Annotated in this window: 14 protein-coding genes and 1 pseudogene; 11 read left to right on the plus strand and 4 right to left on the minus strand. The window is 37.8% G+C overall.

Features of this window, described 5'->3' with window-relative positions:
- The first annotated feature begins 288 nt into the window (after window positions 1–288).
- From K5G00_RS00260 to K5G00_RS00275, 4 genes are all read left to right on the plus strand, one after another.
- Window positions 289–1,620: a saccharopine dehydrogenase C-terminal domain-containing protein gene (locus K5G00_RS00260; RefSeq protein ID WP_238763189.1), complete on the plus strand. Its 1,332-nt coding sequence runs from the start codon at window positions 289–291 to the stop codon at window positions 1,618–1,620.
- A gap of 79 nt (window positions 1,621–1,699) precedes the next feature.
- Window positions 1,700–1,948: a hypothetical protein gene (locus tag K5G00_RS00265; protein ID WP_238763191.1), complete on the plus strand. Its 249-nt coding sequence runs from the start codon at window positions 1,700–1,702 to the stop codon at window positions 1,946–1,948.
- A gap of 59 nt (window positions 1,949–2,007) precedes the next feature.
- Window positions 2,008–3,054, plus strand: a complete 1,047-nt coding sequence (locus K5G00_RS00270) for an AI-2E family transporter (protein ID WP_238763193.1) — start codon at window positions 2,008–2,010, stop codon at window positions 3,052–3,054.
- Between the two features lie 11 nt (window positions 3,055–3,065).
- Complete coding sequence (locus tag K5G00_RS00275) at window positions 3,066–3,665, plus strand: carboxymuconolactone decarboxylase family protein (protein ID WP_238763195.1); 600 nt, start codon at window positions 3,066–3,068, stop codon at window positions 3,663–3,665.
- A 55-nt stretch (window positions 3,666–3,720) separates the two neighbouring features.
- Here K5G00_RS00275 and K5G00_RS00280 read toward each other — a convergent pair whose 3' ends face one another.
- Together K5G00_RS00280 and K5G00_RS00285 are read right to left on the minus strand one after the other, a co-directional pair.
- Window positions 3,721–5,175 (minus strand): aminoacyl-histidine dipeptidase, encoded by a 1,455-nt coding sequence (locus tag K5G00_RS00280; protein ID WP_238763197.1) that lies wholly within the window; start codon window positions 5,173–5,175, stop codon window positions 3,721–3,723.
- A gap of 113 nt (window positions 5,176–5,288) precedes the next feature.
- Window positions 5,289–6,632 (minus strand): rhamnogalacturonidase, encoded by a 1,344-nt coding sequence (locus K5G00_RS00285; protein WP_238763199.1) that lies wholly within the window; start codon window positions 6,630–6,632, stop codon window positions 5,289–5,291.
- A 744-nt stretch (window positions 6,633–7,376) separates the two neighbouring features.
- On the opposite strand from K5G00_RS00285, the gene K5G00_RS00290 reads away from it, so the two are divergent.
- From K5G00_RS00290 to K5G00_RS00305, 4 genes are all read left to right on the plus strand, one after another.
- Complete coding sequence (locus tag K5G00_RS00290; RefSeq protein WP_238763201.1) at window positions 7,377–8,480, plus strand: glycoside hydrolase family 43 protein; 1,104 nt, start codon at window positions 7,377–7,379, stop codon at window positions 8,478–8,480.
- Between the two features lie 24 nt (window positions 8,481–8,504).
- Complete coding sequence (locus K5G00_RS00295) at window positions 8,505–9,266, plus strand: alpha/beta fold hydrolase (RefSeq protein ID WP_238763203.1); 762 nt, start codon at window positions 8,505–8,507, stop codon at window positions 9,264–9,266.
- Window positions 9,267–9,510: 244 nt separating this feature from the next.
- Entirely contained in the window at window positions 9,511–10,356 is an 846-nt protein-coding gene (locus K5G00_RS00300) for a class I SAM-dependent methyltransferase (RefSeq protein ID WP_238763205.1), read from the plus strand.
- Between the two features lie 143 nt (window positions 10,357–10,499).
- On the plus strand, window positions 10,500–11,108 hold the full coding sequence (locus tag K5G00_RS00305) for an NAD(P)H-dependent oxidoreductase (RefSeq protein WP_238763207.1): 609 nt from the start codon (window positions 10,500–10,502) through the stop codon (window positions 11,106–11,108).
- 337 nt (window positions 11,109–11,445) lie between these two features.
- On the opposite strand, the gene K5G00_RS00310 is transcribed toward K5G00_RS00305, so the two are convergent.
- Window positions 11,446–11,640, minus strand: coding sequence for a hypothetical protein (locus tag K5G00_RS00310; protein ID WP_238763209.1), 195 nt, complete (start codon window positions 11,638–11,640; stop codon window positions 11,446–11,448).
- Window positions 11,641–12,054: 414 nt separating this feature from the next.
- Between K5G00_RS00310 and K5G00_RS00315 the strand changes: the two genes are divergently transcribed.
- From K5G00_RS00315 to K5G00_RS00325, 3 genes are all read left to right on the plus strand, one after another.
- On the plus strand, window positions 12,055–12,951 hold the full coding sequence (locus K5G00_RS00315) for a 3-keto-disaccharide hydrolase (RefSeq protein WP_238763212.1): 897 nt from the start codon (window positions 12,055–12,057) through the stop codon (window positions 12,949–12,951).
- A gap of 454 nt (window positions 12,952–13,405) precedes the next feature.
- Window positions 13,406–16,102 carry a PAS domain S-box protein gene (locus K5G00_RS00320; protein ID WP_238763214.1) on the plus strand — a complete coding sequence of 899 codons (2,697 nt, stop codon included), beginning with the start codon at window positions 13,406–13,408 and terminating at the stop codon, window positions 16,100–16,102.
- 8 nt (window positions 16,103–16,110) lie between these two features.
- Window positions 16,111–16,437, plus strand: a complete 327-nt coding sequence (locus K5G00_RS00325) for a TfoX/Sxy family protein (RefSeq protein WP_238763216.1) — start codon at window positions 16,111–16,113, stop codon at window positions 16,435–16,437.
- Window positions 16,438–16,536: 99 nt separating this feature from the next.
- On the opposite strand, the pseudogene K5G00_RS30110 reads toward K5G00_RS00325, so the two are convergent.
- A pseudogene (locus K5G00_RS30110) lies at window positions 16,537–22,815 on the minus strand (thrombospondin type 3 repeat-containing protein); the annotation flags it as partial.
- Window positions 22,816–22,852 lie beyond the last annotated feature (37 nt).

Consider the following 22,852-nt stretch of genomic DNA (forward strand, 5'->3'; position numbering starts at 1 on the left):
GGTATCCTCATCGAGACATTCAGGCATCCCGACATAAAAGAAAACCGGACATGAATACGATTGAATCATCTATTTAATTTACGAAAAGTTGTTCACTTAAAAAAAACAGATCGCAAAACCTTTTTATTTGTACTATTTAGAAATGTTGTATAACAGCACGGTTTTTGTTTAAGTAACATTAAGTTCAGTTTTAATTCCAAAAAAATCACCAACTTTAACTTTCAAATAAAAGGGTGGCAGGAACTACAACAGAAAAACCAGTTCCTGATTTGAAAAACAAAATAAAACATGAAAAAAGTACTTCTTTTTGGTGCGGGAATGGTAGCCAAACCAATTGCAGATTATCTTCTCGACCACAAGTTTGAGCTAACCATTGCAAGCCGAACGAAAGAAAAAGCTGACAAGTTAATTCAAAACAGAAACAACGGGCGCGCAGTATCCTGGACTATTGAGCGCCGGGAAGAGCTGGATAAAATGGTTTCGGAACACGACCTTGTGGTTTCGTTGTTGCCTTATACCTACCATGTAAACGTTGCCCAAGCCTGTCTGAAGTTCAAAAAAAATATGGTTACCACTTCCTATGTTTCGGAAGAAATGAAAGCCCTTCACGACGAGGCAAAAGACGCGGGAATTATCATTTTAAATGAGATCGGCGTAGATCCGGGGTTTGATCACATGACTGCGATGCGAATTATTGACAAAGTACACAGCGACGGAGGAAAAATCAAAGAGTTTTACTCGTTGTGTGGTGCACTTGCTGCTCCTGAAGAAGCCGATAATCCTTTTCGATATAAATTTTCATGGTCCCCCCACGGTGTAATTATGGCCGGAAACAATGGAGCCAAATTTCTTAAAAAGGGAGAAATTGTTGAGATTCCAACTGAAAATCTCTTTAAAAATCCACTTCAGATTGATTTTCCCGAAGTTGGGAGAATGGAAGTTTACCCCAACCGCGATTCGCTGGCTTATATTGATATATACAATTTACCCGATATTGAAACGATGTTTCGCGGGACATTCCGTTACCCAAACTGGTGCGAAACACTGGACGCTATAAAAGCACTGGGAATGGTAAGCTACGAAAAGAAGGACTTCAAAGGAAGAGCATATTGCGATATTATTGCTGAAAATATAAATGTTTACCCGGCACGGGTAAAGGAAAAAGTTGCGGAAAAATTAAAACTGGATTTGCTCAGTCCGGCAATTGTTGCGATGGAATGGCTGGGACTGTTCAGCAGAGAAAGAATCCAGTTAAAAGAGGGAAGCACATTTGACTTAACTGCCGACCTGATGTTAAAAAAGATGATGCTACCTGACGGAGCGCGTGACATGGTAATAATGTTGCATTCATTTCTTGTTGAAAAAGCGAACGGCAAAACAGAAGTTATCAAATCGCATTTACTGGATTATGCAACCAAAGAGGATACGTCTATAGCCCGGACTGTTGCGCTACCCGCCGCAATAGCTGTAAAAATGATACTGGAAGGAAAGATTAAAGATACCGGGGTGCATATTCCTGTAGCAAAATCAATTTACGAGCCGGTTTTAAACGAACTGGAAAAACTTGGAATTGCGATGGTGGAAGACTGGGGCTTACCCGTATCAGAACAATTGGGATAAACAATTTTTTCATTCGAATATTGGCAACCAAACAATTGATTCCGCGTATATTTTTTAACATCGGATATATAACTGAGTCATGAAAGATAAATTATTGAAGGCACTGGAATTGGATAAAAATGGTGATTGGGATGGAGCACACAAATTAGTTCAGGATGTTGGGAACAGGGACGCATATTGGATTCATGCATATCTTCACAGAAAAGAACCTGATTTAAGCAATGCTTCCTACTGGTATTACCGGGCGCAAAGACCAATGCCTAAAACCAGTTTTGATAAAGAATGGCAGGAAATCCACGATTTTATTGAGCAACACTATATTTCCTAAAAATTATTTCATTATTATTACCTTTACGAATAATGCAAATATTGCCGTAAAACCTGTTCATGGAAACATCAAAAAAGATTTACATTTTTCTTATTGTAATAACAGTGGTTGTGGTATTAATTTATGCCCAATCGATTATTATCCCTTTCATTCTGGCCATTCTGTTCTGGTTTATGATAAGGGTAATAAAAAAAATCCTTTCGAAAGTTAAATTTATAAGGCGCTGGCCAAAATGGATTCTGACTCTTATTTCCTCAATACTGTTGCTGAGCTTCCTGCTTTTTGCTGTGGAAATGATTTCAGCCAATATACAGCACATTTCAAAAACACTCCCGGTTTATGAAAAGAACGTGAATAAAATCACTCAGTCGATAAACGAACAGTTTGATGTGGACCTGATGACGATGCTAAATGATTTTGCAAAAGACCTGAATTTTGGAGATATTTTGTCCAAAATATTCTCAGCTCTCACCGGAGTATTTGGCGATGCATTCACAGTGCTCCTGTACCTGGTTTTTCTTTTGCTGGAGGAACCCATTTTCCCCAAAAAAGTTAGGGCCATGTATCCGGATAAAAAGCGATATGACCAGGTAAATGAAATGATTGACAAAATAGATCACTCCATTGGCAATTATATTGCATTAAAAACACTGGTAAGTTTACTTACCGGATTTTTGAGCTACTTTGTTTTGCTTCTTATTGGTATTGATGCCCCGCTTTTCTGGGCCTTTCTGATTTTTATTTTGAATTTTATTCCTACAATTGGTTCTCTTATAGCTACTATTTTTCCCGCTATCTTTGCTATCCTCCAGTTTGGTGAATTCACACCCGGCTTGTTGGTTTTGGCAATTGTTGGAGCAATCCAATTGATTGTAGGAAATTTAGTGGAGCCTCGAGTCATGGGAAATACACTCAATATAAGTCCGTTGGTTGTATTTTTAACGCTTTCACTTTGGGGTGTGATGTGGGGAGTGATTGGTATGTTACTCAGTGTACCGATAACTGTAATTTTAATTATCATTATGTCTGAATTCCCGGGGACACGTCCGTTTGCAATTTTATTAAGTCAAAAAGGAAATATAAAAATACCTGTAGATCCGAAATAAGTTAACGAACTATGAGACAACCACTGGTATTTCCAAAAAAAGGAATCGAAGATCCTGAACTACAGAAACTAATTGAATTTTATGAGGAGACACTGGGCTTTTGCCCGAACAGTATAAAAACCATGCATCACCGCCCGCGAATTGCCTACGCATTTATAGAAATGAATAAAGCAGTAATGGAAAATAAGGGGCGTGTTACCAGCGCTTTAAAAAGAATGATTGCCTATATCAGCAGCAACACAGCAGGTTGCAAATATTGTCAGGCCCATGCCATACGGGCTGCAGAACGCTACGGTGCAAAAGAAGAACAATTGCAAAATATATGGGAATTTAAAACCCACCCGGCCTTTTCGGAAGCTGAACGAGCAGCACTCAATTTTGCATTTACTTCCTCCACAGTCCCAAATTCTGTAAATGATGAAGTGGCTGAAAAACTCAGAAAATACTGGAATGAGGGTGAAATTGTGGAAATTACCGGTGTGATTGCACTTTTTGGCTACCTCAACCGCTGGAACGATTCAATGGGAACCGAGCTCGAAACAGATGCAAATGAATCAGGTGAAAAACTGCTTTCCCCAAAAGGCTGGACTCCGGGAAAACATACTTATTAGTTGCAGTTGTTCGGTTCACAAATTCTTCTGAAAATATTAATAGAATATTTTTTGATTATATCTTTTCCAATACATCCACCAGGTGATCCCAAAATTTTCCGGTGGTGTGAATGTCCAGGCGTTCGTCTGGCGAGTGAGCGCCCTTTATCGTCGGACCAAAAGAAACCATGTCGAGATGTGGGTATTTTTCCAAAAACAAGCCACATTCCAAACCGGCGTGAATTGACCGAACAACCGGCTCAACTCCAAACAGTTTTTTATAGGAATCAACAGTTATCTTTAAAACTTTGGAATCGGGATTTGGAGTCCATCCGGGATAGCCATCGGTGTGTTCAACTTCTGCTCCGGCGAGTTTAAAAACCGACTCAACCATCCCGGCTGCCATAAACTTACGGCTTTCCAATTCACTGCGTTGACTGGTTGTTATATAAATTCTATTGTCCTCCAAAAATTTCACGGAAGCTAAATTTGTAGAAGTTTCTACCATATCCTCCATTCGTGTACTCATTTCCAAAACTCCGTGAGGACAAGCATTTACTGCATTTATCAAATTATATTGTGTTTCCTCATCAATAACAAATTCCGGAGTTTCGCTTTCTTCTGCATTCAGTTTCAGATTTGGTTCAGATAGCTTATATTCAAATTTAAGCTTTTTAGTATATTTATTAAAACTTCTTAGAAAACTCTCTTTTTCATCTTCGGGAATGACAACTAAGGCGAAAGCCTCGCGTGCTATAGCATTTCGCAAGTTTCCTCCATTAAATTCAGCTAAACGAAGTTTAAAATCCCCGGATGCCCTCCACAAAAAACGATTCAGAATTTTATTGGCATTTCCACGGTTTTTATGAATATCATCGCCGGAGTGACCGCCCAATAAACCTGAAACAGAAAGTTTCAAAGACGTAGATTTTTCAGAAATCATACCTCCTTCAAACGACAATACAGCTACGGTATCAATTCCGCCGGCGCAACCGATAAAAATCTCCCCTTCATCTTCCGAATCCAGGTTAAGCAACACAGAACCTGTCATAAAACCAGGTCTTAATGAAAAAGCACCGGTAAGTCCGGTTTCCTCATCTACAGTAATCAAACATTCCAGCGGGCCATGTTTTATTTCTTTTGAGGTTAAAACCGCCATTTGAGCTGCAATCCCAATTCCACAGTCGGCTCCCAATGTAGTCCCGTTGGCTTTTACCCAACCATCTTCCAGCACTGGCTCTATCGCATCTTTTTCAAAATCAAAAGTTTTATCGCTATTTTTCTCACACACCATATCCATGTGAGTTTGTAAAATAACTTTGGGAGCATCTTCTCTTCCTGGTGTTGCCGGTTTTGAAATTAAAACATTCCCGACTTTATCTGTTTTAGCTTCTAAACTATTGTTGTTTGCAAAATCGAGCAAAAATTGCCTTATCTTTTCTTCCTTTTTGGAAGGTCGGGGAACCTGGCAAATTTGTTCAAAATAATCAAATAAAGGCTGGGGGTTCAACTGCGCAAGTATTTTATTCATGGTGCAATTTTCTTTTAAAAATTGACAAAAAATCAAGCCTGATACAGATACTCATCATAAAGAACAAGAATACTCACTATCAAGAAAATCCTCTGTTCCTGGCGTTTAAAAATTTACAAAAGTTTGCCGTTAACCACCACATTGTCTAACACAATTCCATCAAAAACAGCGGTGTCAATTCCCGGATTTTCAGCCTCAATCTCTACGTTTTCAAAAGTAAAGCTTTGCAAACGATCATGTTCCGTTATTCCAATGTTGGTAAAACTCTTCACCTTCATTTTTATATTCCGAAAGGTTATATTTTCCGAAACGGAAAGCGGTGGCGTTTCGCGGCCTTTTAAATCAAAAAACTGGGTCCAAGGACGAATATAAATACAATTTACGCCGTTTCCCTCTATGTTCTCCATCGTTATATACTCATATTTCTGAGGTGTGTCCGGCCGCATTTTCAAATGAATCAAACGAGCAACCTCATCAACTTTACAATTGCGCATAAGAATATTTCGGTTGTGGATGGACTCACTCCCACACGTAAGCGCTGAATGACAAAATCCAAAGGTGTTATCTTCTATCAGAATATTCGTATTTTCCCCATTATCAGGATCGTTATCGGCCCACGGCCCTTTTCCTCCTTTTAATGCAATAGCGTCGTCGTTCACCGACATATAGCAGCCTCGAACCAAAATATTGGAACAAACATCCAAATCGATGGCATCAGAGCTAGGTGCCGGTATTGGTGTGCGCGGAGCAAAAATGTATACATCCAATATTTTTGCATAATTGCACTGATAAAGATGTGTGGTCCAGAAACCGGTATTTTGCAGGTGCACATCCTGAATATAAACACTATCACAGCCCCAAATAAACACCAGTCGAGGACGTGAAACTTCCAGGTTGGTACATTGTGGATTTTCTTTTCGACGTTGCCAGAAAGCTTCCCAATATTTTTTTCCGTTTCCGTCAATTGTTCCTTTACCTGTTATAGTAAAACCGGGAACATTGTATGCGTTTATCAACGCGGGAAAATATTCAAGATTCTGTCCCTCCATCCGCGATGCCTGCATTGGATAATCAGAAATATCGTCTGAACCTTTTAAAATTCCGCCTTCTTCCAAATGCAAATGTGTATTGGTTTTAAAAAAGAGAGCCCCACTGCGAAAAGCTCCTTTCGGAATAACAATTACCCCTCCTCCTTCTGCCGAAACCTGATTGATAAGATTCTGAATGACCTCTGTATTCAAAGTAGAATCATCTGATATAGCTCCGTAATCGGAAACTAAATACATTTTTCCAAGAATTGTTACATCTATTTTTGTGGTGTCCGAAAACCAGTTAGGGATTGCGGTTCCATCCGGAAAAGTATCTCTTACCTTCTGCTGACACGAAATAATTGTGAAAATGGAAATAAGAAAAACTAATAACCTGCTTACAAAATATCTTTTAAATAGAATACTCATTATTCTGTTTCTTTTGGGTTCTTTTTATTCTGAAGATAAAAGTATAAAATTTAGAGTTAATGGTACAATAAACCCCTATTCATTCATATTAAAAAAAAGAAAGTCAAGAGTTAAATCCTTCGGCTTTTACACAAAACAAAAGTCCGTGAATCAGGGAAATAATTTCCAATCATCACGGACTCAAGCTTCCTCATAAAAGTTAGCTTATCAAACGCATATTCTTATTTTTCACCCTACCAACCAATTTTACTATTTACGTAAAGGCCTATGAAATCCGGACAAACCGGACTCCACAGACACATATACAAGGGCTCTGTCACTCTCTCCAAGTATCAACCTCTTAAGTATATCTTCCAGAACCACCACAATCCCTATCGCTATTTTTATTACAATTTTTCTATTCATATTTGTTCCTATTTACTTTTGAAAAATCATTTCATAAAGCTGTAAAGCAAATACCAGTTTCATGCCAAAAAACATAAAAAACTAGCCCACAACAACTTATCACAACATAAAAGAAACACACGTAGTCCACAACAGAGAACACTGTCCATTGTAGGGACTACAACTCAAAATGACACAAGGAAAAGCAAAACGAATTGACATAGTTTAGCCCAAACCGTCTTTCTGGTTGAATGTAAGCAGTTTTAAAGATTTGCAGATTTCGGAAATATGCAAAACAAATACTCCAACAAGAAAAATATACTATTTTAGTCGAAATAATTTTGCTAACTAAAAATCTACATGAAAAAATTGCTTCTTTATTCAGGCATAATCGCCTTTCTGGTTTTATCAGGTTGTACGGAGAAAAAATCAAAAACAGAATACTCCAACCCGCTGGATGTAGCTTTTGGAGATCCCTATGTTCTTAAAGCATCCGACGGAAAATATTATATGTACGGAACGGGAGGTGTAAAAGATGGTTTTAGGGTTTGTTCTTCTGACGATCTGGTGCATTGGAAAGAAGAAGGCCAGGTTTACAAGGGGAATACAGAAGATTCATGGGGAATCGGTGATTTCTGGGCACCTGAAGTATATGAAGTCGAAGGAAAATTTTACATGTTTTTTAGTGCGCAGTGGAAAGAAAATCCAACAAACGAGCTTGAAAATTTCCGAATTGGTGTAGCTGCATCCGATAAACCAACCGGCCCTTTTAAAGAAATCAGCAATGGACCTGTTTTTAATCCGGGATATCCCATAATTGATGCCAACCTTTTGTTTACCGACGATGGCAGAGTTTTCATGTACTATTCACGCTGCTGTTATAAACACGCGGTAGAAAGCGAAGTAGCCGACTGGGCTCGCAAACAGAATCTGTTTGAAGAAATTGAGGAAAGCTGGGTTTACGGAGTAGAAATAAAGCCTGATTTCTCCGGAATAATTGGCGATCCGGTTCTATTGCTTCGGCCGCCGGTGAAAATGGATAACAAACAAACCGAATGGGAAAGCAGATCGGTAACATCGGGTGAAGTAAATCGCCGATGGACTGAAGGTTCATACATTTTCAAAAAAGATGAAACCTTTTACATGATGTATTCAGCTAATTTTTATGCCGGAAAAAATTATGCCCTAGGATATGCAACATCCAAAAGTCCGCTGGGACCTTTTACAAAAGCAGATAACAATCCGGTTTTACAAAAAAATACAGAACAGGGTGGTGAAGTAACGGGAACCGGGCACAACAGCGTTACTTGGTCGAAAGACGGTAAAAAAATGTATTGCGTGTACCACGGAAGAACCAAAGCATCGGGACAGGAAAGAGTGGTTTTTATTGATGCAATGGAAGTAACAAATGATGGAAAATTACTTGTACACGGACCTACAACCACCCCGCAGGTTTTGGATTAGCAGATTAACCAAAATCGACCACATATGAAAACCTTCTTCGCAAACATCCTGATTGTAATTTCTTTGGCAGCAACAAGCCAGGAAAGATTTACAGACATTGACGGACAAAAGTTCCGCATAAAAACATTAGGAGACGGAGACATTACTGTTTTGTTTGAAAATGGTATGTCCGATAGCCTGGAGGTGTGGCAATCAATTCCGGATTCGGTTGCAAAATTTGCAAAGGTATTTTTATACGACCGCGCAGATATTGGAAAATCTGATCTTTCCCGCCAGGAACGAAGCATCCCCAATATGGTATCCGAACTAAAAAGCATTCTGAAAAAAGAAAATATCAAACCTCCTTATATTTTGGTTGGGCATTCGTTGGGGGGACTTATCGATCGTTATTTTGCATACGAGTACCCCGAGGAAGTTTCAGGAATGTTATTGCTCGATCCGAGCGCAGAATCATATTGGAAAAGTATGAGCAAAAAAAAGCTGAAAAAATACATCGAAGGTGGCACGGAATGGTACGAAAGCCGTTTTAAAGTAAAATACAGAAAAGAGTGGTACCAATTTATTCCCAACCTGAATTATATGAACAATTTAAAAATCCCGAAAGACATGCCAATAATATTACTCTCAGCAAAACAATTGGAATGGTCGAAATATCAACCTGATATTATTGAGGGTTTTGCAAATGCAAAGCTTGTTGAATTAGAAGGAGATCATTACACACATTTAGCCCACGCAGAATTAACCATAAATTGGATAAAAGAGTTGATTGAAAGAACAGATTACTAAATATCTTGCCCCTCAACATTAATAAAATAAAAAACATTTGCTACTTTTGCATTACTTTCAAAAAGAGAAAAAACGTATCAAAAATCCCTTCCGGGGAAAATGAAAAGCACTTACTGATGTAGAAAAGTTATTCATATACATTCGTGCTTTTCAAAAAATTCATTATAAAATTTTCAAAATTTACGTTGACCGACAAAGCAACATTTGTCGTCAATCATTAAATCTATCATTAAAAAGAATAAAAATGAATATCAAAGAGATAAGCACATACACAAAAAAACCGGAACTGTATACACCCGGCACTGATGTAATGTGGACCAACGACTATATTTCCGAACAATTACTACAGGTTCACCTTGATACCGAAATTGACCTGGCAAGTCGCAAGGGAAGCACCATTAAAAAAACCACTGACTGGATTTTGGGACAAGTACAAAAAACGTCTCTCAGAATTCTGGATCTGGGCTGCGGCCCGGGTCTGTATTCAGAGCTCTTTACACAAAAGGGGCACAAAGTTACTGCGGTTGACTTTTCAAAAAATTCTATTGAATACGCACAAAAACAGGCGGAAGAAAAGCAACTTAACATCTGCTATAAAAATGAAGACTATCGTAATCTTCAACTGGAAGAAAACCAGTTTGATTTGGTAATTCTCATTTATACTGATTATTGTGTATTAAAACCTAGCGAAAGAAAACAGCTTTTAAGTAATATTAAAACATGGTTAAAACCGGACGGAACTCTTATTTTCGATGTGAATAACGACCAAAAACTGGAACAAAAAATTTTTCCCAGAAGCTGGGAGGCACAGGAAAAAGGTTTCTGGAGTGATAAGCCTTATTTAGCACTTTCAGAGTCATTTCATTATACAGATGAAAAGGTTATTCTCTATCAACACATCATCGTCAATGGATATGAAACCCCAAAAATTTATCGCTTTTACACCCATTTCTTTTCCGAAACAGATATTAAAAATGAACTTTTACAGTCTGGATTTAAACAGTTTAATTTTTATATTAATGTCCTTCCTTCAGGAGATTTGTGGAATGGTGAGCAGGTAATTTTCTGTGTAGTAAAAAACACAAAATAAAATGTTAACCGGAAGGACCAGAGACCAGGTTCTTCCGGTTACTTTTTTTATTGAACCGGAAATTAATTTAAAGTCAATTTCAATTTTCACCCACTAAAGAAAATACTACTTTTACTCGCTTAAAAATCAAACTAACCGGTATTATGAATATTTTAGTTGTACTTGCTCACCCTGATAAAAATAGTTTCAACTATGCAATAGCCCAAACCTGTATAAAGCAACTAATAGAAAATGAACATTCCGTTATCTTTCACGATTTATACCGGGAGAATTTTGATCCGGTGCTAAACACCCCTGAAATTCCTAAAAAAGGAGTGATTGATGAGATTATAAAAAAGCATTGTGAAGATTTAGTAAAAAGTGATGGAATTATTATCGTTCATCCCAACTGGTGGGGACAACCGCCTGCCCTCTTAAAAGGTTGGATCGACCGTGTTATCAGACCCGGAATTGCCTATGAGTTTGAAGAAGAAGATGGAGGCGAAGGAGTTCCGGTTGGGTTACTGAAAGCCAAAACTGCTGTGGTTTTCAATACATCAAACACAAGTAAGGAAAGAGAAAATAATATCTTTTTAGACCCATTGGAAACACTCTGGAAAAACTGTATTTTTGATTTATGTGGAGTTAAAGAGTTTTATCGTAAAATGTTTCGCATAATTGTTACCAGTACAACTACGGAGAGAAAGTACTGGCTGGATGAAGTAAAAACAACAGTCGGTAGTTTTTTTCCCCTGGCGAATAAATTTGAGTAAAAAAACTGCAATTCTTGTTTACCGCAACTTCAAAAAAAACAGCACCGTACCTGAATATTTTTGTAAAAAATTCCTGGAAATATTTATAAACAGGAATGTTAAAATAGCCCCTCCTTCCAACCAACATTGTAGTCCGAAGTAATAGGAGAACCAATAAGCGATGCCTTTTTTTTGACATTTATCAAACATTCCTCCACAAGGTGTTCATTACTTTTGTAATAAAAACGAATCCAAAAAATACACCAATGGAAATCACAACAAAAATTTTTGTCAATAGCAGCCTGACGGTTTTGTCCATCATCTTTGGAATAATTTTACACAAAACCGGAAAACCTTTTCAATCGGGAACTTTTACCATCCACAAACTAGCAACATTCGGATTTATAATTCTCACTATTATACTGATGATACACTTCTCAAAAAACGATGGAAAGACAAGCTTATTTGTCACATCAATAAGTTTGGCTATTGCATCTGTTTTAGTGATTATTTTGTCAGGATCAATACTGAGTACAGGAAAATTTGAATCCATTATGCTCAAATTACACAGAACTGCATCTGTGACGCTATTGACAACAATTTTTATTTCTTTTTACAAGCTCCTTTGTCTATAGCTTTTATTCAAGCGAAACCCCACTATCGCTTTTCAAACTGAACAAGGACTCCTTTTTAGAGCTTCTATATTTTCTTTAGTACAAAAACAATAAAAAAATTACAGCCGCTATTTGTGCTTCCAAATCAAACAACGCCCAGCAAACAAAACCGAAAAGAGAAAATTCAAATATTAACCTTAATCTCCAGATGCCGGAATAATACCGATTAGCTTCAAGAACACACTTTGTTTCAAAGTTTGAGTAAAAATACTCAATCTAACAAAAAAAACTGAATATGCAGTATTTGAAACTTTTACTACTTTTACCGGAATCTAAATCAATTTATCTCAATAATGCAAAAGCTTTTCATCTTACTATTTCTTTTCGTTTCTACTATTTCGAAATCGCAAAATACAAGTATTGTCCCAAAAGAAGACTGGATAAATCTATTTAACGGAACCGATCTAACAGGCTGGGAAATTAAAATTGCCGGAATTCCGGTTGATCAAAACTATAAAGAAACATTTGTGGTAGAAGATAGTATGATTCGTATTCGTTATGATAACTACTATGAATTTGAGGACTATTTCGGACACATGTACTATAAGGAACCTTTTTCGCACTACAAATTAAGTTTTGACTACCGTTTTGTTGGCGAACAGCTAAAAGGAGGTGCAACCTGGAATATCCGAAACAGCGGTGTTATGTTACATTCGCAATCGGCGAAGAGCAACGACTACGGGCAGGATTTTCCGGTTTCAATAGAATTGCAGCTTCTGGGTGGACTTAACCAGGGAGAACGCACCACTGCCAATGTTTGTACGCCGGGCACTGCCGTCGAAATGGGAGATTCTATAAATTTTAACCACTGTATTAATTCTACATCAAAAACATATAATGGTGACCAGTGGATACATGTTGAAGCAATTGTTCTTGGCGGCGAAAAAATGACGTTTATTGTTGAAGGTGACACTGTCTTAGCCTTTCAAAAACCGCAAATTACAAAAGGATTTATAAATGCCGACATCGATAATGACTGGCAAAATTTTGGAATAACAGAAAGTAAAAATAACTGGCTGGCACGTGAAGGTGAAATCCTTACGGAAGGATATATTGCTTTACAGGCTGAAAGTCATCCTATTGATTTCAAAAATATAAAATTGTTAAATCTTTGCGGCTGTATGGATAAAACAGCGAAAAATTACAAACCGTATTATATTAAAAACGAGCCTGAAAAATGCAAATATTAAGCTTTCCTAAAAAGTAGTATTGAGTCTGAGCTAAATTCTGGAAAACTTCTCTATTGGTCTTTTAAATATTTGGCAATACATCTGCACACACTAAACTAACACCTATATATAAAAACCATCTGAAAAAATCAACTGTTGTCTTTTTCTGGAGATAAACCTCTGCGAAGATTAGGCGAAATAAATCCAAAAATCCAAACCGCTAAAAACAAAAACAGGAAAAACAGGTTTTATTTAGAAAACGGGGTTTGAAATATGATAAAAAAAAATTTATTATTGGAAATCAATAACTCAATCTTCCTGCGAAGCGTGTTATTTTATCTAAAACTGCAATCTCATTTATCAGTCTTTTCAACTACCAGACTTACAAAATATTAACAATAAAAAATTCGCATAGTTTCTCAATTTTTCATATATTATAAAAAATTCAACACTCTGACACCTATTTGTATTAAGAATGAATCAAACCGAAGATTACATTAAAAAGCTCGAGGAAGAAAATCAAAATCTGAAAAGGTTTCTCGATGTTTCTGATAAAAAAGTATTAAGGAAGATGTTTAATTCCCACCGGGCGATAATGCTTATGATTGAGCAGGAAACCGGACAAATTGTAGACGCTAATGAAGCGGCAGTAGCATTCTACAAGTACCCTAAAAAAGAACTTTTATCCTTAAAAATTGAAGACATCAACATGCTGTCTCCGGATGAAATAAAAAGAGAAAGAAAGAAAGTAACCCAGCGAAAAAAGGATTATTTTATTTTCCCGCATCGGATTGCCGACGGGACAATACGGCAGGTAGAAGTTTATACTTCGCTTTACAACATAAATAAAAAACCAACATTGTTTTCTATTATTCATGATGTTACGGAACGAGTTGAAGCTGAAAAAGAATTGCGCAGAAATGAAGAAAAATTTGTAAGTGCCTTCAAATCGAACCCAAACTCAATGATTATAAGCAATCTAGACAACGGAAAAATATATGATGTGAATGATGCCTTTTTCGAACTTACAGGGCTAACCCGTAAAAATATTACTGGGGCAACAACGCTTTCAATTGACTTGTATGCCGATCCAAATGACCGGGATAGACTTATTCAAATCATAAAAAAAACGGGATCGGTAAGAAATTTTGAAACGAAACTGCACCACCTCTCTGGCAAAACTTTAACTGTGCTTATATCAAGTGAACTGCTAAAAAAAAGCGAGGATAGGACTATCATTACTACGATGCTTGATATTACACAAAGAAAACAATTAAAAGATCAGCTTGAAAGTAACAATGTACTACTTCAAACCATTTTCGACAGCGTCCCGGCGATGATTACCATTTATAACCCGGATTTGCAACAAATAGATGTTAACAAAGAATTTGAGAGGATAACCGGCTGGAGTGAAGTTGATATCAGGAAAAAAAATATAATGGAACTTGTTTATCCGGATCCTGAATACAGAAAAAAAGCTGCAATGTTTATGCAGTCGTTACAACCTGGATTTAAGGATTTTGTTATGACAGGGAAAGGAGGCAACGAAATCGAAACCATTTGGGCAAACGTAAAATTGGAAGACGGCAGACAGGTTGGAATCGGCATTGACAATCGTGAAAGAAAGGCGGCTCAAAAAGAATTACAACAAAGCCAGGAAACAATAAAAGCTGCTCTTTACAGTATGACTGACGCTGTATTTATTTTTGATCCCGAGCTCAAGCTTCTTTATTACAATGACGCTTTTGTTACCTTTCACAGATTTAAAAACAGAGAAGAGTGCCCGAATGTACTTGCGGATTATAACGAATTTCTTGCACTTTTTTTCCCTGATGAAAGCCCTGCACCGGTTAAAGACTGGCCTGGAACAAAAGCTTTAAAGGGCAAATCAGCCACAAATGCTGAATATATTTTATTAAGAAAAGACACCGGCGAAAAATGGGTGGGCAGTTACAGTTTCGGTCCGATCATTTCAAACGACGGAAAAATTACCGGCGCAGTAATAGTTGTACGAGATGTAACCCAACAAAAAAATGCTGAAGTAGAACGCGAATATTTGTTGAAACAGCTGGCACTGGACAAACAGGCACTCGCTGAATCAGAACAACGTTACCGTATAATGGGTGAATCGGTTGATTATGGAGTATGGGCAACTGATGCTGAAGGAAAGACAATTCATATTAGTGAGTCGTTTTGTAAAATGGTAGGGAAGTCATTTGAAGAAATACAGGATTTTGGTTGGATTGATACCTTAGTTCCCGAACAACAACAAGAAGTAATGGATTTATGGATGGCCTCTGTAAATACAGGTGATCGTTTTGAACATGAACATAAATTTTTAACTAAAGATGGCGAATTAAAAATGGTACTGGCCATCGGAATGCCTATAAAAGATGACAATGATAAAATCGTTTCTTGGGCGGGAATTAATCTTGATATTACCGACAGAAAAAAAATAGAATTGCAACTGGAAGAAAAAAATAACCACCTGACGAAACTAAACGATGTACTTGAAGATTTTTTTAAAATAGCTGCGCACGACCTTCGCTCTCCTATCCAGAACCTCATTGATATTAATGAACTTGTAAAACAGTCAGCACCGGAAGACAAACTTACGCTTGTTGAAATGTTAGAACCAACGACCATTCGTTTAAAACGAACGGTTGACGGGTTGATGGAAGCCGTAAGTATTCAAACAAAACAGGAATTAGCCATTGCACAAATCAGATTTATAAAGGTTTGGAAAGAGGTTGCGGCAGAATTAAGCAATCAGATTACCAATTTTCAGGGAACAATTGAGACCGATTTTGAGGATGCTCCTGAAATTCATTTTATTGAAGCCCATCTGGTTAGTATTTTACGTAATTTGGTTTCCAATGCAATAAAATACGCTTCTGAAGCAAAAAAATCATTTGTGAAAATTTCAACCATAAAAGAAGAAAAATCGGTGCTTTTGAGCGTAGAAGATAATGGAATTGGCATTAATCTCAAAAATGCCGGTTCCGAATTATTTAAACCTTTCAAAAGATTCACTTCAAAAGTGGAAGGAACCGGAATGGGGCTTTATATTGTAAAAAATATTGTGGAAAAAAATGGAGGTTACATTCGGGTGGAAAGTAAAATAAATAAGGGCACAACTTTTTATTGTCATTTAAAAGAATATACAACATAAAATATCGAATGTCATCAGACAAGAATTTTGTTGAATTTATAGTTGACCAAATTGAAAACGCCGGAGAAATTAGTTTTCGAACGATGTTTGGAGAATATGGAATTTACTCCGGTGGCAAATTGTTTGCACTAATTTGCGATAACAAACTTTTTATAAAACCCACCGCTGCCGGCAGAACATTTATTGGAGATACAATTGAAGCGCCGCCTTATCCCGGAGCCAAGCCAAGTTTTCTGATTGAAGACAAAATAGACGACCGTGAATGGTTAAGTGAACTGGTTAGGATAAGCGTAAAAGAACTGCCGGAACCCAAAGCAAAAAAAAGGAAAAAATAAGTCCGGTTCCAAAACTTGTATCTCTTTTTTACAAGAAAAGCCACCCCGAAAAACGAAGTGGCTTCTCCAACACTACGGTCAGCTCTACTTTTTAATCACTTTTCCAACAATTAGATTTTCTTTCCCAATTAATCGATAAGTATATAGTCCTGATTCCCATTCCCGGGTTCTTACAACACGGGTGTTTTCTCCCCTTACTAACCGAACTTTTTCTGAAATTTTTAATTTTCCAAGCAGATCATAGAATTCAATTCTAATTTCCTCTGCTTTCTCACAAATAATATTTAAAGAGACTGTATTATTAAATGGATTTGGATAGACTTCACAAGCAAATTGTTCCTCATCCATAATGATTACAGATGTAGCTTCGCAAACATCTCCCACTCCATCATTATCAGCATCAAGTTGATCGGCGTTTGCTGTTAACGGGCAATTATCATATTCATTTAACACTCCATCGCCGTCAATATCGTCATCACATTCATCTCCTTCTCCGTCAGCATCAGAATCCTGCTGAAGTTCATTAACAACAAACGGGCAATTGTCGTTATTATTCAATACATTATCATCATCAATATCTCCGTCGCAGCTGTCTCCCCGCCCATCTCCATCGGTGTCGATTTGATCATTATTGGGCGTTACTGGGCAATTGTCCAGCTCATTCACAATTCCGTCTCCATCAATATCATCATCGCACATATCTCCTATCCCATCGTAATCAGAATCCTGCTGATATAAATTAAATACCAATGGACAATTATCGTAAACGTTCAGAATTTCGTCTCCGTCAATATCGTTATCACAGATATCTCCAACACCATCTTTGTCTGCATCGGCCTGGTCAGCATTTGCGGTCAACGGACAATTATCGGTAACATCGGGAATCCCATCACCATCGGAATCATTTTCACAAATATCGCCAATTCCGTTATTGTTTACATCGGCCTGATCTGCATTGGCTACATAAGGACAATTGTCAGAATCATTTAAAACACCATCGCCATCGAGGTCACCATCGCAAACATTCCCAATACCGTCTCCATCGAAATCTGCTTGCCCACTATTTGGAGTTATTGGGCAGTTATCAGTACTATTAGGAATGCCATCGCCGTCTATATCTTCATCACATAAATCTCCAGTACCATCGCCATCAGTATCAATCTGTTCTTTGTTTGAAGTATATGGACAATTATCAATATCATTCAAAATTTCGTCGCCATCAATATCATCATCACATACATCTCCAATACCATCATTGTCTGTATCAATTTGATTGGTGTTTTGTACGAAAGGGCAATTGTCCATCGAATCGGGTATACCATCTGCATCAGCGTCATTTTCACACACGTCACCAATTCCATCGCTATCTGTATCCGTCTGGTCTGAGTTGAAGACATAAATACAATTATCATTGCTATTTAATACTCCATCTCCATCAATATCGTCATCACAAATATCACCAATTCCGTCGCCGTCAGAATCTGTTTGGTCGGTATTAACTGCCAAAGGACAATTGTCGTCGCCATTCAGAACGTCATCACCGTCAATATCTTCATCACAAACATCACCAATGCCATCGTTGTCAAGGTCTTCCTGATTTAAGTTTGACACATAAGGACAATTATCATCGTCATTCAGAACCGTATCACCATCAATATCATCATCACAAACATCACCAATTCCGTCATTATCGACATCGTTCTGGTTTGAATTTGCGGCATACGGACAATTATCTATGTCGTTTATTATTCTGTCCCCGTCAATATCATCGTCGCATACGTCTCCGCTCCCGTCTTTATCTGTGTCGTTTTGGTCGGCGTTTTGCACATACGGGCAATTGTCAACATCATCTTCTATTCCATCGTTGTCGGTATCAAAATCGCAGGCATCGCCTTCTCCGTCGCCATCATAATCTGCTTGGTCAGCATTTGCTATCGTTGGGCAATTATCAACATTATTTGGAATGCCATCCCCATCAATATCATCATCACATACATCGCCAATACCATCATTGTCAACATCTTCCTGTCCTGGATTGTAAACAAGAGTACAATTATCTGCTGCATCAACAATGTCATCTCCGTCGGAATCCTTATCTCCGTTATTGAGATAGGCATTAATATCGTCAACAGCAAAGCCCCAGACAATTGTATCGGTGTTTATATTTCCGTATAAATCGCTAACACCAGTTAGCTTTATTAAAAGGTAATCACCATTGTCAACACCGGTAAATGAAGAATTGAAAACAAGCATGCTGTCGGAACACCCCCATTGTATATCTACCGGGATATATCCTTGAGTTACATTTAAAAATTTGACATTATCTTCATTAATTTGATTACAACCAATAGCTTCATTAAAAGCTACATAAATGTAATCTTCATTTAGCAGATTGTCAGATAATGGACGTGGATAACCCATCACTTCCGGAGCATTTCTGTCGACCTTCACTTCTATGCTATTTGAGTAGTTTTCCGAACCTCCATTGGTTATTTCTGCCCTGAAAACAAAATCACCATCTTCAACATTATAGACAGGAACAACAATATCTGTAGCATTCTCATTTAAATCTTCCACCAAAACCTCTTTCAATGTCGTCCAAAAAGTAGCATCCTTTTCACGAACCTCAATAAAACAATAATCTATAGTTGCTGTGTCATAATCAGAAAGTGTCAATATCATAACATCTTCCGTAATAACATTTTTCTCTGAAGCAATTGTCAGATCACTGCATTCAGAAGGATAGAAAACACTGAGATAAACATCATCAGAAATATCGCTTTCACACTCTGATTCAAGCGTAAATTTCAAACCGGGATAAGCTGTTGTTTTTAAAGGGCCTTTCGCAATGGTTACTGTTGCAAAGACAGACTCGAACGCCGGGATACTATAAGGTATTTTTTCTCCACCGCCAACGGTGTTCCCTCCTATTGTAACAACTGCTCCATCGGGGTTGCTGGTAGCGTCGAACATTAAATTATAAACCTGGTCTTCATTACTGTCGCTGAGGTTTGTTAGCTCAAGAACAAAAACTCCTCTTTCTGTATTCGACGAAAGTGTCTGGTTATAAACGTCAGCTTCTAATTGAAGTCTTTCGCGATGTTGTGTTTTTTCTTCGTAAGGACAACTCGAACGACCTGCTACGGTATTAAAAGCCGGTGTACCGTAAACCTGGTCTTTCAAAACATCAACACTAAAATAATCGCCTGAATCGTCATCCTGCAAAACATAACCAACCGTTTGTGAATTTGTTTCCGTGGCGGTGCTTGATTCGCCAATTTCAGCTTTAACAGAAACGCCCACACCTGCAGAACCGCCGGAACCGCCGACCAAGCATCCTGCCTCCGCAGCAACCTCTGCATCAACATATACTGTATACTCAAGACTCATTGAACGGGTTGAAGACGACTCAACAGATGATTCGTAATTTACACCAGAGCTAAAGGATACATTCTCTACAAACTCTGCTTTTTTAATATTGTCGTGGTTATTTTCTATCATTTGCCGCCATACATCAGCCTGGGTCAAATATCTTTCTGCTTCCAAATCATCGCCATCCAGTTCTTCATAATATGCCAATTCTTCCAATTGAGGAATTAAGGTTTGGGAAATATGTTCTTCTGAATACATAAAAGTTGTGTTAAACCCATCCGGGGCAACAATAAGTTCAGTACTTTTTACCGGCTCACAATTATTGTAGTCGTAGGTTATGACATCCGTGAGGGCATAAATCAAATTTAGCGCCCCGCCTACATATACATCTCCATCAGCGCCGGTAATTTCATCACTTGATGTTTCAAACCGTTCGGTGTTGGTAACTATATAAATCAATTCGTTATTTTCAACTGATGTTGCACCTATAGTTGTAGAAACACCAACCGAGCCCCAGATTTCAGTTTCGGTATTAAGGAACCCTGAGCCTGCTTCAAATTTTACCCCAAGCCTCGCCTCGGACCAAGCATTTACAGCTCCGTCCTTGAGCGTGCTAAAACTCATGGAGTTTTCGATGGTCGTACTTTCTTCAAGATAACTGTAACTTGCGTCTCCCGGTGGGTCGTGTAGAATGAGAAAAGGCATGGAGGGGGTAACAGTGGTAAATGTATTATCCCGGGGATTGTTACCAACAACCAGTATATCTATTTTACCCGAAGAAACTTCGTTATTACCCAAATAAACGGTTGCGTAAAATTCTTTTAGAAAGTCTCCGGTAATTTTAGGTTTACCCGGGACTATTGTCAAAGTGTCAATCCCGTCTTCAAAAAACAATGTGTCGTAAGAAAAATTTTCTGATTCAATATTTTGCTTTACAACAATATAACCGCCATTAGCATCACACACTTGTCCGTTTAACTCTTCGGTAACGTGAAAAACAACATCACTTGTATCTCCCTGTTCCATAATAATTAAACCGCATGATGAAGATTTATTGTCCCCCCAGTCAATATCAAGTTTTGGAGGGAGTATATAAGTTGCATTATAACTGGTGTCATGGTATGTAAGATCTATACTGTCGGGTTTAAAATATGCCAATACATCGTTGGCCGCTATCATATCCTGATCGACGGAAATAAACGATTCCATATCAATTGTGTATTTTCGAGCCGGTAAATCTACTGAATAGTAACCGGTTGCATCTGTTTCTACCAGCATACTAAAATATCCGTCAACATCGGAAATGCGGAGTTTTGCCTGCCCTATATAAGTATTACAGCTTGCAGAAACATAACCATCGAGTTTAAATTCTGTGGTATCAATAAAATTAACTCCTTCTTCATTGTCTAAAATATTCAATGTTACTGACGGAGGGGAAAACAAATGAGAATCCAGAGCCGGAGTAAGTTTATGCTGCCCTGCCATTAAAATTGCCACTGCAAAATTACCGGCCGAATCAGTTACAAACCCCTGACTGTTGTCATCGTCCAATAAAATATCTACGCCGGATAAAGGGTAATTTCCAGCAGGTGTCCTTTGTAGTACCTTTCCCTGTACTATAAGCGACGTGGTATCTTTAAATCTCATACCTGTTTCCTGGTTATGAGCAGTTGTCAATGAAACAGTATCTTTTGAAGGATCAAAATTATGATCTTCCAATACAGGATAGACTACAAAATCAGAACTTTCGTTATAGTAAACTTTATCAATTGAAAATTTTCCCTGCCCGTTTGTCATTGTAGAATAATAAGTGGTGGTATCCGACTCAACAGTGCCTATACGTTTGGCAATCACTTTAACATTGGGCAGCCCACTCTCAGAATTGGTGACTACTTTTCCTGATATTATGCCGTCAGGTAAAAGCCTTCCATTTGTTGAGTCGCGAAGATAGCCCTCTGGTATGGAGGTAACGAGATAATTATAATAGTAACCGGGCACGATCGAGGAACTTTCGTCTGCAGCGCTTGTTAGTGAAGGTAAGTCATTGTAACTTTCACGGTAATTATCATATACATAATCATAGGTTCGCCGTTCAACAACGTAGCCGGTAACTTCCGGTGCAGTTGTTTTATTCCAATTCAGAACAATTGATTGTGACTTATCGGTACTAGCCTGTAGATTCATTTCAAAACATTCGCCCGTTTCATGGTCATCGTCATCGTAGTCTTCATAAGGATAGTAATCGGTATAATGACGCATCGCACAACCATCCACATCTAACTGGTCACCATAATTGGGCAAAATTTTATAATAACACGCCTGAAGCTCATAATTAAAAATATCTCCTGCTGACAGACCTCGATGGTAAAAATAGAAACAGTCGTTTTCTTCATCAACTTCAACATTGCTTACTCCTGAGTTATTATCAAACAGTAATGCGAGCCATTTTGTACTTCCATCGGCATTTTCTTTGTAAAGCCTCATTTTACTCGATTTCTCATAGGCCCATAAATGTTTGTCGTGTACCTTAACTTTAATAAAGTCGCTGTAACATGACGAGCACTCTTCGATATAAACAGCCGGAACTTGAAGAGTATGATTTTTTGAAACAGAAAAAGGATGGGATGTATGATATATATTAAATCTCATGTACCAGTAATTAACCTTCATTGTAACGCTTATTTCTTCACCCGGATAAAAATCGGTAACATCTACATCTGTAAAACGGTAATACGGAAAATATGGATTATCCAGAGTATCTAAAGCTGTTGTTTTTGATAACGGTCTGGATTTACTGGAAATAACAAATTGTACGGTAATGTATTCGGACGCATCATATATACTTGGTCCTATATCAGCAACAAGAGAGAGTTCTCCGTCACGATTATCAATTATATATAGGTCGTAATTAGGTTCAGCTGCGACCATACTCTTTGTAAGTCCCAAAAAGCAAATAACTATTACGCATAAGCGCAGAAAAAATGAATGGGTAAATAAATTTTTCATATTTTTAGATATTATTGGTAAACAAAATATTTTTTAC

This window comes from Maribellus maritimus (assembly GCF_022267315.1).
GTDB lineage: Bacteria > Bacteroidota > Bacteroidia > Bacteroidales > Prolixibacteraceae > Draconibacterium > Draconibacterium maritimum.